The following is a 13564-nucleotide window of genomic DNA, read 5'->3' as shown; positions in this document are numbered from 1 at the left end:
TCGATGGACACTTCTGCGGTACGGAACCGGCGTGTACCGGCGGGCCGGTGCCGGGCGGCCGCCGAGGCGGTCGCCCGACAAGCGGCGGCGGACAGGCGCAACGGTTCGGCGAGTGGTTGCGGCTGATCGGGTCGGTGGCCCGGGGGCGCAGGCCGGCCGGACACCCAGCCGGCCGGCGCCCCCGGGCGGAGCTCACGGGAGGTCGTCCAGGCGCCGCCGGACGGCTGCGGGTCCTGCCACGAGCACCCGGTCCCCGGCGAGGGTCACCGAGAGGCGGCCACCGCGTTCGGACAGTTGCAGGGCCGACATCGTCTCCTTGCCGAGGCGCCGGGCCCAGTACGGTGCCAGCTTGCAGTGCGCGGACACACAGACCTGGTCCTCGTCGACCCCGAGGGCGGGGAAGAACGTACGGGACACGAAGTCCGCGCCGCCCTTCCCGCCGCGGGCGGTCACCACGTGCCCGCGGCAGTCGATCTCCGCGAGCGCCTCGAAGTCGGGCTGGAGGCCGGCGACCTCCTCCACCGACCCGACTTCGACGAGGATGTCGTCCTCGGCACGCTCGCACGACGTCAGCTCCACCCCGAGCGCCTTCTGGAGACCGGGGGGCGCGGCGATCGGCCTGGTGTGCATCACCGGCAGGTCGATGGCGAACTCGTCGCCCGCCCGGTGGGTGTAGAGCGGCCCCGCACCGGTCTCGAACACCAGCGGGAGAGTGTCGTCCACCCCGCCCACCTCGTGCAGGTAGCAGGCGCTCGCCACGGTGGCGTGACCGCAGATGTTGAGCTCCTTGCCCGGGGTGAACCACCGCACCCGGTAGTGCCCCTTGGCCAGGGGGTGCAGGAAGGCGAGGGTCGGCAGCCCTGCCGTACGGGCGGCCTCCTGCATCCGGCCGGCCGTGGGGTGGCCGTCCGGGCAGAGCACCACGCCGGCCGGATTGCCCCGGAACTCGGCGTCGGCGAAGGCGTCAACCAACCAGGTCTCCATCGCGGGGCACCTCACTCATGGTCCGGAACATGCCGTCCACGGCGCGGAACATGCCCCACACCTCGGTGTACGGAGGCCCGTAGTCACCGCTGTCGATGTCGCGCTGTCGCGCGTAGGCCGCGGTGGTCCACGAGGCGGTCGTCGGATAACGGTGGTGATAGTCGTGGTTCGGCAGGTCACCCACGATGACCATGAGCCTGCTGGGCAGGTGGTACAAGAGGAAGCTCAGCAGCCAGCCGGCCCAGGCGACCGCGGCCCGTCCGAGCCGCAGGCCCCGTTCGGGGACGGGCGCGCCGCAGTACCGGGCCGAGGTCGCGGGCACCGTGTAGAAGCGGTTGTCGTAGCCGGGGTCGGAGGGGGTCAGCCAGGCGTGTTCGCCGAGGCGGTCGAGGAGCGCGCTGAGCTGCGAGAAGAAGATCACCGGCAGCACGAAGGCGAGCAGCAGCACCGAAGTCCCGTGCGGCAGCCAGAAGGGCAGCGAGAGCCAGAGACCCGCCCAGAGGACGAAGCCGGCCCGCCGCCAGGTTCCGGTGGTCAGGTTGGAGCGCACCCTCCCGCCGATGGTGACGGCGTAGAAGCGCGGGAGGACGAAGACGACGAGCGTCCTGCGCCACAGCTGGTTCCGTGTCATCGACGGCAGGAATCCGAACCGGAAGAGGAACTGCACCGGCGGGTCCTCCACGGTGGCGAAGACCGACCGCCGGTGGTGGTTGTCGAAGTGTTCCTCCTTGAACTCCTGGAAGGTGTTGTAGACGTTCAGCACCGTGACCAGCTCGCCGAAGAACCTGTCCCGGGCCCGGTTACCGGAGTACTTGCGGTGCAGGGCCTGGTGCGCGATGACCAGGATCATCGTGCGCGCACCCTGCAGGGTCAGGACCCAGCCGGCCACCAGCGCGAGTCCCCACAGGTCGAACCGTGCCGACACGGCCGCCGCGGACAGGGCGAGCCCGCCGAGGAAGACCACCAGGGTCACCGCGGTGTAGCTGGCCCACGTGTGCCGGATCAGCGGCTTCTGGTGGGGCAGGGCCCGCCCCGTCGCCCAGGTCCAGAAGGGCTGCGTCCACCCGGGGAACCGGAGGTACGACGCGCGGACGTCACTCATCGCGGCGCCTGCCCGACGGGGCCGCCACGCCCGTCTCCACGCTGAGGCGGTCGAAGAAGGCGGTCCAGCAGTCCCACATCTCCTCCGCCGCCTTCAGCACGGTCTGTTCGTCCTCCGGGGAGAAGCCGTCGAGCAGGGCGTGGTTGGCCTCCTCGACGTGGTCCGGTTCCTGGGCGACGTGGATGTCCACCCACGCGTTCCTGGTGGTGCCCGACTCCCGGGTGACGGCGTCTCCGATGCTGGACACCATCAGCAGGTCCGTCACCTCGGTCGCGTATATGCCGCCCAGGGCGCTGAACCGCTCGCCGGAGAGACGCTCGTAGCAGGCGACCAGGTCGGCGGTCTCCGGGAACGGCGCGGATCCGGTGACCTTCTCCCGGTCGTAGCCGGCCTTCTCCATGCTCCTTGCGTAGATCACTTCGTGGGCGCCGTGCGCGGACCCGGCTCCGGCCTCCTGGCTGAGGATGCGGGTGATGGCGCTCTTGGACTCGATGTCCGGCAGCACCGCTATGCAGCGCGCCAGGAACGTCGTGAAGTAGTGGAGCGGGTACCACCACTGGCCCAGGTAGGTCTCCACCTGTTCGTGTGCGAGCGTCCTGGAGTGGACCTGCTTGAAGAAGTCGTGGTCGGCGAAGCGCGCGTGCACCTCGTTGCCGGCCAGCCGGCCGGCCAAGGAGGTGGCAGTGTCCTCGGTCGTCATGATGAGCCTCCGTCGGGGGTGGGGGTGGCACGTTCCATCAGGAAGAAGCGCTGCTCCTCCTGGATCTTCGAGCGCACTGCCGGGTCGGGGCACCGGCGCCCGATCTCCGTCAGCGTGCGCCACACGAAGTCGTCACCGCCGTCCCTGCGGTAGTGCTTCTTGATGACGAGGCCGAAGACGTCGCGGTAGTTCTCGAGATCGACGACGTCGGACAGCCGGTACAGCGCCTGCAGTTCGCCGTCCGTGAGCGAGGCCCGCTTGCTGACCCGGTCCTCCGGTATCCGTCCGGTGGGTTCCAGGGGGAACTTCACGACGTCGGCCGCGTCGGCGGCGTCGGTGAAGTCCAGGATCAGGTGGGTGCGGCTGCGGGTCGTCAGGGCCGCGGCCCCGTGCACCTTCGACGCGTCGAAGAACCAGACGTCGCCGAGGGCCATCCTGTACACGACGTTGTCCTCGGTGAAGAGGGCGCCCTCGTTGGTGTCCAGCGGGATGTGCATGCGGTGGGCGTTGCGCGCCTCCTGCGGGATGTCCTCGAGCTCCAGCAGGTCGCGGTGCGGGACGGTGACGCTGTTGGTCATCTCGGCGATGCGCGCGAAGTTCAGGTTCTCCAGGTGGAAGTTGCGCTCCACCAGCTGCCGCAGGTACGGCAGCTGCTCGCCGAAGGCGGTGACCCCGGACTTCCGCGAGTGGTCGTAGTTGGTGATCAGCCCGTCGCCGCCCTCACCGCCGGTGGCGAACAGCATCAGGCTCTTCCAGAGGCCTCCGCAGAGGTAGTCGCTGTAGGCCTCGGAGAAGCGGAGGTTGGCAGCTCGGGCGAGGTCCTCGGTGACCGCCGCGGAGTCGATCTCGACTCGTCCGGCCAGTTGTGTGTCGACCATCAGGCACTCCTCGGACGCGTGGTGAAGGGCTCGTCCCAGGCGTTGGTGGTCCTCATGGTGTTGAGGCCGTAGTCGTCCTGCCCGGCGAGGAGGACGCTGCCGTGCCGGGAAAGATCGAAGTGGTGACCGAATTCGTCGAACTCGGTCATGCCGCCGTAGACCCGGACCGTGGGCGGGACCACCCGGACCGAGAAGCCCATGCGCTGCCGGCGACTGTTGTTCGGATTGGAGCCGTGGATGCAGCGGGCGGTGAAGAGGACCACTTCACCCGGGGCCATCTCATGGTGGACGACCTCCTCCTCGTCGGGGTTCCAGTCCTTGTCGATCCGCAGTTCGCCGTAGTCGTAGCCGAAGAAGGTGTTGTCCTTCCCGGTTCCGTTCCAGGAGATCGGCGCGGTCTCGTCGTACTTCCAGCTGCGGTGACTGCCCGGGATCATCTTCAGGCAGCCGTTCTCCTTGGTCGCCTCGGTGAAGGCCACCCACGCCGTGAGTTCCATGGGAACTCCTTCGGTGCGCTCGCCGGGCTCGAGCATCCCCTTCTCGGCCTCACCAATGGCGTAGGTCTCGACCTGGTGCCATCCGGTGCCGGACTCGCCGGGGTTCTTGGGGAAGAACTCCGTGCGCCAGCACAGCACGTCGGGTCCGATGACGCTCTGCATCCGTTCCACGATGGCGGGTTCGCTGATCAGCGAACCGAGGCCGGGAACGTCCAGGTGCCGGTCGTAGTTGACCGGGTTGTCGAAGACGGCCCGACTCTTGTTGGCGGGATCGAGCAGGTAGGCCCGCTGCTCCTTCCACCACGCCGTCATGACGTCGGGCTCCCAGAGTTTGAAGGGCCCCATGAAGCCCTTCTCGTCGAACTGGCGGCGTTCTGCCTCAAGATCCATCGCTGTCGTTCCCCTTCCCGATGTTTTCCAGAACCGCGTCGATCGCCTCGGCGAGCACCGTGACGTGCGGGGAGGCGAGAATCCCGGTGTGATCGCCGGGCACCTCGTGCACCCGCACGCTGCCGTCGACGACGCCACGCAGCCCGGCCTCCAGCTGGGCGCGCATCCCGGGGCCGGTGGCCCCGGCCTGGAACAGGTCCGTGTCGCCCTCGTAGCGCCGGGCGGTGTACGTCACCAGGGCGCCCATGCTCTGGCGGGCCATCGCCAGACTGCGGCGCAGGTGAGCGGCCTTGACGCCTGCGGCGGGCGCTCCGCCCATCAGCCCGACCCAGTCCCGGTCCGAGGAGAACTCCGCGATGTCGACCGAGTCCTCTCCGTCCGCGGCGCGCCGGTCCACTTCCTCGAGTACCTGGCCGAGCAGCGTCAGGTAGGACGTCTCGACCGGTGGAAGACCGCTCAGCGGGTCGAGCACGGGGTTGGCGTCGATGAGGCCGAGGAAGGCCACCTCCTGGCCCGACTCCCGCAACAGCCTCCCTACTTCGAGCGCCAGCACGCCGCCGAAGGACCAGCCGGCCAACAGGTACGGCCCCTCGCTCTGTACGGCGCGCAGCTGCTCGTGGTGGGCGCGTGCCATCTCCTCGAGGGAGGGCTCGTGGCCCGGCTCGGCCGGCCCCGCGGCCCACCGGACACCGAGCACCCGCACCGGTGACTCCATGCGCCGGGCCAGCTCCCGGTAGGTGAGCAGTTCACCGCCGAGCGGGTGGAAGAGATAGAGCACATTGCCCGCGGATCCGGTCTTGAGCGTGATGAGTTCGGACGCCGGCCTGCGCGTCGGCGAGGTCGCGGGCCCGGCCGCCAGGAACGCGGCGAGCTCCTCGACGGTGGTGTTCCGCAGGATCACCGAGAGTTCGATCTCCCGGCCGGCCAGTTGGCTGAGCTCGGTGACCACCCAGGCGGCGAGCAGCGAGTCGCCGCCGACGTCGAAGAAGTCCTCGTCGTGCTCGAACTCGTCGTGACCGAGGACCCGTTGCCATACGGCGGCCACCGCGTCGGCAAGGGTGGCACCGTCCGGCTCCGTCACTCCGCGGTCCGCCGGCCCGGGCAGCGGCACCTCGGCCAGCTTCCTGCGGTCGGCCTTCCCCGTGGGGCTCAGCGGCATCGCGTCGATGAAGGCGTACCGCGCCGGGACCATGTAGCCGGGCAGCGACTGCTTCAGGGCTGCGGAGAGTCGGGAGACCGACGGTCGCACTCCCTCCTCCGCCACCACGTAGGCGGCCAGCACCCTGATCCCGTCGGCGAGCGTGCGCTGCCCGACCGCCGCCTCCCGCACGCCCGGGCAGCGGGACAGGGCCAGCTCCACCTCGGCGGGTTCGACCCGGTAGCCGCGGACCTTCATCTGGTCGTCGGCGCGGCCGAGGAAGTGCAGCAGGCCGTCACCGTCCAGCCGGGCGAGGTCCCCGGTGCGGTACATACGGGCGCCGGGTTCGGGGCTGAAGGGATCCGGCAGGAAACGGTCGGCGGTCAGGGCGGGCGCGTTCAGGTAGCCGCGCGCAAGGGCCGCGCCCCCGACATGGATCTCACCGGGCTCTCCCGGCGCCACGGGCGTGAGGCCCGGCCCGAGCAGGTGGACGTCCGCCTCGTCGACTTCCCGCCCGATCGGTGGCGTCCGCGGCCAGGCCCCGCGGTCCTCGTCCAGGGTCAGGCTGGTGACCAGATGGGTCTCGGTAGGGCCGTAGTGGTTGTCGAGCCGGCAGTGCGGCAGCGCGTCGAAGAACTCGGCGATCGCGTCCGTGATCACCAGGTGCTCCCCCGCGGTCACCACGTGCTTGAGCGAGCCGGGGACCCGGCCCGTACGCCGTGCAGCCAGGGCCAGTTGCCCGAGTGCCACGTACGGCAGGAAGACACGCTCGATGCCCTCCTTCTCGAGGACGGCCAAGAGCTGCTCGGGGTCGCGTCTGGACTCCTCGGACACCAGGCACAGGCGGCCGCCGGTGGCGAGCGTGCCGAGCACCTCCTGGAAGGTGACGTCGAAGCCGGTCGAGGTGAAGCTCACCGTCGCCAGACCGGCCGGACCGTCCGCCGCCTGCCAGCGGATCAGCCGGTTCAGCCCCCGGTGCGTCATCCCCACGCCTTTGGGCCGTCCTGTGGACCCCGACGTACTCATGGCGTACGCCAGGTTGTCGGGGTGCAGGGCGGGCGGGGTCACCAGCGCTCGGGGCGCGGCCTGATCGGGCAGGTCACGTGGGTGCACGATCCGGCCGACCAGGCGTCTCACCTCCGCGGGTGTCTCCCGGTCGGTGACCAGCACCGGAGCACCCAGGTCCTCGACGATGGCGGCGAACCGCCCGGCGGGGCACGAGTCGTCGATCGGCGCGTAGACGCCGCCGGCCTCGAGGATCGCCAGCATCGCGACGACGAGGTCGGGCGATCTCTCCAGCCTGACCGCCACCGGGACTTCAGGGCCGACTCCCCACTCCCGCAGCGCGGTGGCGAGACGCTCCCACCTCTCGAGCAGCTCCCGGTAGGTGACCCGTGAACCGGCCCCGTCCGTCAGGGCGACCGCGTCGGGCCGGGCCAGCGCGCTCTCGCGCACCAAGGAGTGCACGAAGGCACGGGCGTCCCGCGCGGTGCCGGGTATGTGTGAAGAACGTGAATGTCCCATGTGAAGAACTCCGACCACTGTCGTCGATTCGATGCCGGAAACACTCAACAGGAGAGGGGGAAATCAGGAATTCCCGTTCTCGGTGGCGGCCATGGCAGCGCGCAAGCTCGCCGGGCGCATGTCGGTCCAGAGCTCCTCGATCCGACTCAGACATTCCTCCTTGCCGGCGGGCCCTCCCTGCGTTTCCCAGCCTTCCGGCACCTGCTTGTCGCTGCGCCAGATCGAATACTGCTCCTCGTGGTTGCGGACGACGAAATAGAGCTCGTCCTGACTCTTGTGCGACACACCCTCGCTCACGGTTCCTCCAGTGCCTGGGCGCCTGCGAACTGATAGCGGCATTACGCCGACACGCGGTGACGACTCGATCAGTCGTTCTGGGCGTGCGGATGGGACAGCAGAATTCCAAAGTGCTTGGGCACGAACTCCGGGGCCACACCCCGCGACATCGGCCGGGTACATCGGACAATCGAGGTCCCGCTCAAGTAAAGGCGGTGTTCAACCGGGTGATGTCCTCAGTCGAACAGGACCGGTGACGAACATCCGGAACGCGCCGACACAGGGTTACCCGGGCACCCGGTAAACATCAAGGCGCCGATCTCTTCGAGCGGACGTCACACGGCGGCCGGCCCTCCGGGCCGGACGCGGTCGGGTGGCGACGGCCTCGGCGCGGACCGGCCGTTAGGATCCGCGGATGACCGGAGCCTTCAACGGATGGACGGAACAGGCGTTCGATGTACTGCTGCGGCTGGAGGGAGATCCTCCGCGCCAGTTGCGCGAGAGCCTCCGCAAGGAGAGGGAACTCCACGTCCGGCAACCCATGATCGCGCTGCTGAACGACGTGGCCGACGCGGTCCCCGCCCTCGACGACTTCTCCGTCTGGGGTTTCCGCAAGGAGTCCTGGTGGTGGCAGCACCAGGGTGCGGTGATCCGGATCGCCCGCCAGGTCGAGATCGGGCTCCGCTTCGACCTCGACGGCCTGCACCTCAAGGCAGGTTGGCACTACCCGGACCCGGGGCAGGTCCCGCGCTACCGGGCAGCGGTGGTCGCCGAGAGCAGCGGCGCCCGGCTCGCCGCCCTGACGGGCAGCTTGGGGGCACGGGGATACGGGCTCACCGGCGACCTGATGAAACGCATGCCGAGCGGTCTGCCCGCCGATCATCCCCGAGCCCGGCTGTTGCGGCACCGCTCACTACTGGCCGCTGCGCCGCCGGCCGGGGACGACGTCGCGCTCACCCCCGCCGCCGTCGACCAGGTGGTCGATGCCGCAGAGGAGCTGGCCCCCCTGCTCTCCTGGCTGAGCCACCATGTGGCGGCATCCGCTCGCGCCCACGCATGACGTGCGCGGCGCACAGCCACAGGAGGCGGGGGCCTGCACGAAGGAGGACATCCGGCGGGCAACGCCTCCCACGGCCCCGGTCGGGCTCGCGGTCCGGCGTCTGCCTCGGGCTCACGGTCCGGGGCCTGCCGTCGGGCTCGCGGTCCGTGGCCTGCCGTCGGCCAGGAGCTCACCGGTCACGCCGGGTCGGGTACTGCGGCCCGGCGGCGCCCCAGGGGGCGGCAGCACCGGCGAAATGGGCAGGACCGGCGCATATGCGGAGTCCATGCCGATCCGAGCCAGGGTGTCGCGCCTGCTCACATGGACGAGGGTGACGAGCGCGTGAGTGCGGGGTTCGAGCACAGGACGTCACGGCGATCGCGCGCGTTACGCGCACCGAGGCCGCCTTCCGCCGGATGGCCCCCGGAAAAGCCTACTCCCGGCCCTGACAAATGGGCGTCAACTCGCCATAAATAACCAGCTGGTGGGGAACCGTTGCAGCCCCCATGGAGCCTTGTTAGTCTGAGCCCGCTTCAGACGCCCCTCCCTCCCCTCCTCCACCACCAGACGCGGATATTACTCCCGCTTCCCGGTTCCACACGGCACTTCCCACATCGCAGAACACCCTTGTCCCCAAGGTGTTTCCCATTTCTGACCAGCGCGTCCCCTGTAGTTGCCCGTATCGATCCCCCACCGATACTCGACTGACGGAACGGACCGTAGATGTTCAACGCGCACTCCGCGTCCCCACGGCGCATATCCTCACTCGAGGAATACACGGCCGGCCGGATGGATTTGCCCCGTTCCACTCTGCCGGATAAGAAGGAACCACCGACAGGTCATGTCGAACTCGTCGCCACGAGTGTCCTTCTTCCTGCCGATTCCCCTAGGACAGCGGGCCTGGACGAGGACCATGTGCAAGCCCTGGTCGATGTCCTCGAAAGCCTTCCGCCTCTGCTGGTGGACCGCAATTCCCTACGGGTCATCGATGGAATGCATCGCCTGCTGGCCGCGCGCCTCAAAGGCCAGGAACACGTGCGCGTGCAGTTCTACGACGGTGATTCCGACCAGGCGTTCCTGCATTCCGTCAGGCTCAACGTCCAGCACGGCCTGCCCCTGACCCGTGCCGACCGGCGGGCCGCCGCGGAGCGTATGTTCCGTACACACCCGCAGTTGTCCGACCGGGCCATCGCGACGATCGCCGGGCTCGCCACCAAGACAGTGGCGAGCCTGCGGGTCGAGATGGGCGCCTCCTCGTCCTCCGACGTCCGCATCGGCCAGGACGGCAGGCGTCGGCCCGTGAACACGGCGAACGGCCGTCTGGCGGCGAGCCGGGTCATCGCCCTCCGGCCGGAGGCCTCACTGCGGGAGATCGCCAGCGAGGCCGGCATCTCGGTCGGCACCGCGCACGACGTCAGGGAACGGATCAGCCAGGGCAAGGACCCACTGCCCGACAGCGTGCGCGAGAAGGCCCTCGGGTTCGCTCCCACCCCGCCGGCCGACCCCTCACCCACTGCCATGCCACCACGTGTCCCCGGCCATGCGGTCACTGAGGAGGCACAGGGGGTGCCGGAGGCGCAGGAAGGCCAAGGGATGCAGGAGGTCCTCCAGCGCCTGCGCCAGGACCCGTCCCTGCGCTACACCGAGTCCGGCAGGGCTCTGCTGCGCTGGCTCGGCTCCAGCACGGTGATTCCGGGCGAGATCCCGGTCGCGCTCGAACAGGTGCCCGCCCACTGCGCCGTGAGCGTGAGTCGGCTGGCCCGGTCCTGTGCCGCGGCCTGGCTCGACCTCGCCTTTCGCCTGGAGAGCGGCACCTCCCACTGACACACGAGGAGGCGTCCGGCAGGCGCCGCCCGGAGCGGGTACGGCGGCGGAGCCGCCCGCCCGTACCAGCGTGCCGACACGGCCCGCTCCGTGACGCGAGGTCACGACCCACCCGAAGCCCGGTACGACCCTCAGGGAGTCCCGTCGTGCTCAGCCGGTCCGACCTTCCGGAAACAGCGCCCCGCCGATCGGCCACGTGTCGCTCCTTCGTGGAAGCCGTCCGCCGGCCCACCGGGACAGGCGGACGCTCATGACCGCCTCGCAGACGGTGTATCTCCTCCTCGACCTGGCTCTCATACTCGGTCTGGCACGTGCGATGGGCGCACTGGCCCGCAGGTTCGGGCAGCCCGCGGTCATCGGCGAGATCCTGGCCGGCGTGATGCTGGGACCCACGCTGCTGGGCGAGGAGCTCTCCAGGACGCTCTTCCCCGACGACATACGGTCCCTGCTCGGCGCACTCGCCGCAGTGGGCGTGGCGCTCTTCATGTTCCTCGTCGGCATGGAACTGGATGTCGGTCTGCTCCGCGGCAGGGGACGGGCCACACTCTCGACGTCGCTGTGCTCGACGCTGCTGCCGCTCGCTCTCGGCGCCGCCCTGGCCTGGCCGTTGATGCCCTCGCACCACCAGGGCGAGCCCATCGGGTTCGTGCTGTTCTTCGCGGTGGCCATGGCCGTGACGGCCTTCCCCGTACTGGCCCGGATCATCGCCGACCGCGGACTGGCGGCGACCAAGCTCGGGACCACCGCACTGGCCTGCGCGGCGATCGCGGACGTGATGGCCTGGGCCCTGCTCGCCGTCGTCGTCGCAGTCGCCACGGGCGGACAGCTCGAATGGCGGCTGGCGCTGCTGGTCCCCTACGTCGTGCTGATGGTCACCGTCGTCCGTCCCCTGCTTCGCCGGGCGAGCGTGCTGGGCCCCCGGGAGCCGGGCGGGCCCGCTGCCGGGCGGAACTTCGTGGCTCTGGTCCTGGGCGGGCTGCTGCTCTCGGCGGCCTGCACGGAGTGGCTGGGCATGCACTACGTCTTCGGAGCGTTCCTGTTCGGCGCCGTGATGCCGCGCGGCACGCAGGGGAAGCTGCGCGACGGCGTGATGGATCGCATCGAGCCCTTGTGCGGGCTGCTCCTCCTGCCCGTGTACTTCGTGCTGTCCGGGCTCAAGGTCGACCTCTCCCGGCTGAGCGTGTCGGACCTCGGCGAACTCGCCGCGATCATGGCCGTGGCGATCGGCGGGAAGTTCCTCGGCGCCTACGCCGGAGCACGGATGGGTGGTCTCGACGGCCGCCAGTCGGCGGCCCTCGGAGCCCTGCTGAACACCCGTGGACTCACCGAGCTGGTGGTCCTCGGAGTGGGCCTGGAGATCGGCGTGCTGGACAACAAGCTCTACTCGCTGATGGTGGTGATGGCCGTGACCACCACCGCTCTCACCGGCCCTCTGCTCCGCGTCATCCTCCCTGGGCAGTCAGCCGGTCGCACCGGCGTCCGAGGCGATGCCGGGCCCGGGCCCGTTCCGTTACAGCAGGACGACGGGGCCACGGCCCACGTGCCACCGCGACGGGGCCGGCACTGACGACGCGCCTGAGCACCGCTGTGGCCGGCAGCTCCCGCAGAAGTGTCGGCCACAGCGAGTCTGGCAGGGTTCCCCGCAGGAGCGCAGTACGGTCCCGCCATGGCAGCAAGAATCGATCTCACCCTTGATTGCGCGGACGCGAAGCTCCTCGCCGAGTTCTGGAAGACCACCCTGGGGTACGCGGACGAGCCGCCGCCCGCCCCGTTCGGAACCCGCGAGGAGTGGCTCGCTCAGTTCGACCTTCCGGACGACGACTCCGCGGACGGCGGCGCGTGGCTCTGCGACCCCGACGGCTCGGGGCCCCGGCTCTCCATCCTCGAGGTCCCCGAACCGAAGACCGCGAAGAACCGACTCCACATCGACGTCCGGGTGCCGGGACACGGCAGCGACAGTGAGAAGTGGGACCGGATCAGGGCGGAGTCCGAGCGGCTGGTGAAGGCGGGCGGGGCCGTCCTGGAGGAGTTCGAGGGGCACCACATCGTGATGGCCGACCCGGAGGGCAACGAGTTCTGCGTCGCCGCGGCCGCGGCTTGAGCGCGGCCGCGGCGACCACACGGGTAGTCCGTCGCCCACCCCGCACCGTGACGTCGAGCGCCCGCATGGGCCCCACGGCACGGGCGGCCTCACGGCGATGCCTGTGCGAGCCACCCGGAATTCGCCATTGGTCTCACAGCCACCGCCTCCCGACGGGGCGGCACATGGCCACTCCCGGTACCCACACCACCTCACGTGGTGGCATGCGGAAACAGCCGTGCGGCCACCGTGTGCAGGCAGCCGCACACCACCTTCACCGTCTGACCACTTCCAGCCGCAGGGTGGGCGCGGCGTGCCTCAGGGTGCAGACGGCGTATCGAGGCCGTGCTTAGTCTCCCGGCCCATGAGATTCACTCGCACGAGACGCCTCGGTCTCGCCACGATCATCGCTCTCGCCTTCACCCTCCTCGGCCTGGCGCCCTCCGCGAGCGCTGCCGACCCGGCCCCGGCCGAGCTATCGTTCAGCACCGACGCCGCCACCACCACGCCCGGCGGTGCAGTGAACCTGTCGATGACGATCAAGAACAATCAGACGTACGACATCTGGTTCGTCTACCAGACCATCGACCCGACCTGGCTGACCACCCAGCGCCCCGACCTCAAGTACAGCTTCACCGGCTGCAGCCTGGCGACGGGCACCGGCGCCGTCCCGTGTTCGGGCACCGGGCCGGCGAACCTCGGCGGCAACTACGGCACCACCGTCCCGCCCGGTCAGAGCCGTACCGTCACGCTGACCCTGCAGGTCGCCGCCGACTCCGGCTGCAACGGCAACATCGGCTTCTACTCCTACTTCTACGCCGAGTTCAGCGACAGCACCAGCCTCAGCGGCGGGCCGGTCCACACGCCCGAGACCCGCGTGCTGTGCGCGTGACCGAAGCCCTGCGCACTCCGAGCGGCGCACGACCCCGCTGAGCGGGGGCCTCACGGACGAAGACGGCGGCCGACGTGTGCTCCATGTCGGCCGCCGTCGGCATGCCGCCTCCGGAATGACTTGATCCAGCTCCACACCGGCAGGCACATTGGTCGAGACCACTGGTGTCTCACCTCCGCCACATCCGGCGGCCCGCGTTCCGCAGTTCACCTGCCCCAGCAGCACACGGGCCTACAACAG

At 69.8% G+C, this 13564-nt stretch carries 12 protein-coding genes; 5 read left to right on the top strand and 7 right to left on the bottom strand.

From position 1 onward, the window contains the following. Positions 1-192 precede the first annotated feature (192 nt). From OG927_RS31375 to OG927_RS31345, 7 genes are all read right to left on the bottom strand, one after another. Positions 193-984, bottom strand: coding sequence for a PhzF family phenazine biosynthesis protein (locus OG927_RS31375; protein ID WP_330321174.1), 792 nt, complete (start codon positions 982-984; stop codon positions 193-195). Further along, positions 965-2086 (bottom strand): fatty acid desaturase, encoded by a 1122-nt coding sequence (locus OG927_RS31370; RefSeq protein WP_124280275.1) that lies wholly within the window; start codon positions 2084-2086, stop codon positions 965-967. The genes OG927_RS31375 and OG927_RS31370 overlap by 20 nt, the downstream gene beginning before the upstream one ends. Beyond that, positions 2079-2786 (bottom strand): TenA family transcriptional regulator, encoded by a 708-nt coding sequence (locus OG927_RS31365; protein ID WP_056799694.1) that lies wholly within the window; start codon positions 2784-2786, stop codon positions 2079-2081. The genes OG927_RS31370 and OG927_RS31365 overlap by 8 nt, the downstream gene beginning before the upstream one ends. Then, positions 2783-3664, bottom strand: a complete 882-nt coding sequence (locus tag OG927_RS31360; RefSeq protein WP_056799697.1) for an aspartyl/asparaginyl beta-hydroxylase domain-containing protein — start codon at positions 3662-3664, stop codon at positions 2783-2785. The genes OG927_RS31365 and OG927_RS31360 overlap by 4 nt, the downstream gene beginning before the upstream one ends. Then, positions 3664-4551, bottom strand: coding sequence for a chlorinating enzyme (locus OG927_RS31355; protein ID WP_056799702.1), 888 nt, complete (start codon positions 4549-4551; stop codon positions 3664-3666). Before OG927_RS31355 ends, OG927_RS31360 begins: the two co-directional genes overlap by 1 nt. Beyond that, the gene (locus OG927_RS31350) at positions 4541-7213 is read right to left on the bottom strand and encodes an amino acid adenylation domain-containing protein (protein WP_124280276.1); all 2673 of its coding nucleotides are present in this window, start codon (positions 7211-7213) and stop codon (positions 4541-4543) included. The genes OG927_RS31355 and OG927_RS31350 overlap by 11 nt, the downstream gene beginning before the upstream one ends. A gap of 63 nt (positions 7214-7276) precedes the next feature. Then, positions 7277-7510 carry an MbtH family protein gene (locus OG927_RS31345; RefSeq protein ID WP_330321173.1) on the bottom strand — a complete coding sequence of 78 codons (234 nt, stop codon included), beginning with the start codon at positions 7508-7510 and terminating at the stop codon, positions 7277-7279. Between the two features lie 394 nt (positions 7511-7904). Between OG927_RS31345 and OG927_RS31340 the strand changes: the two genes are divergently transcribed. From OG927_RS31340 to OG927_RS31320, 5 genes are all read left to right on the top strand, one after another. Next, positions 7905-8549 carry a DUF2461 family protein gene (locus OG927_RS31340; protein ID WP_124280277.1) on the top strand — a complete coding sequence of 215 codons (645 nt, stop codon included), beginning with the start codon at positions 7905-7907 and terminating at the stop codon, positions 8547-8549. A 1020-nt stretch (positions 8550-9569) separates the two neighbouring features. Beyond that, positions 9570-10352 carry a hypothetical protein gene (locus tag OG927_RS31335; RefSeq protein WP_330321172.1) on the top strand — a complete coding sequence of 261 codons (783 nt, stop codon included), beginning with the start codon at positions 9570-9572 and terminating at the stop codon, positions 10350-10352. Positions 10353-10602: 250 nt separating this feature from the next. Continuing rightward, positions 10603-11919: a cation:proton antiporter gene (locus OG927_RS31330; RefSeq protein ID WP_063887978.1), complete on the top strand. Its 1317-nt coding sequence runs from the start codon at positions 10603-10605 to the stop codon at positions 11917-11919. Positions 11920-12018: 99 nt separating this feature from the next. Then, entirely contained in the window at positions 12019-12453 is a 435-nt protein-coding gene (locus OG927_RS31325; RefSeq protein ID WP_056799713.1) for a VOC family protein, read from the top strand. A 343-nt stretch (positions 12454-12796) separates the two neighbouring features. Beyond that, positions 12797-13324, top strand: a complete 528-nt coding sequence (locus OG927_RS31320; protein WP_056799715.1) for a hypothetical protein — start codon at positions 12797-12799, stop codon at positions 13322-13324. Positions 13325-13564 lie beyond the last annotated feature (240 nt).

Source organism: Streptomyces clavifer, from assembly GCF_036345975.1.
Taxonomy (GTDB): domain Bacteria; phylum Actinomycetota; class Actinomycetes; order Streptomycetales; family Streptomycetaceae; genus Streptomyces; species Streptomyces clavifer.
This window is presented reverse-complemented; position numbering and strand designations above follow the sequence as displayed.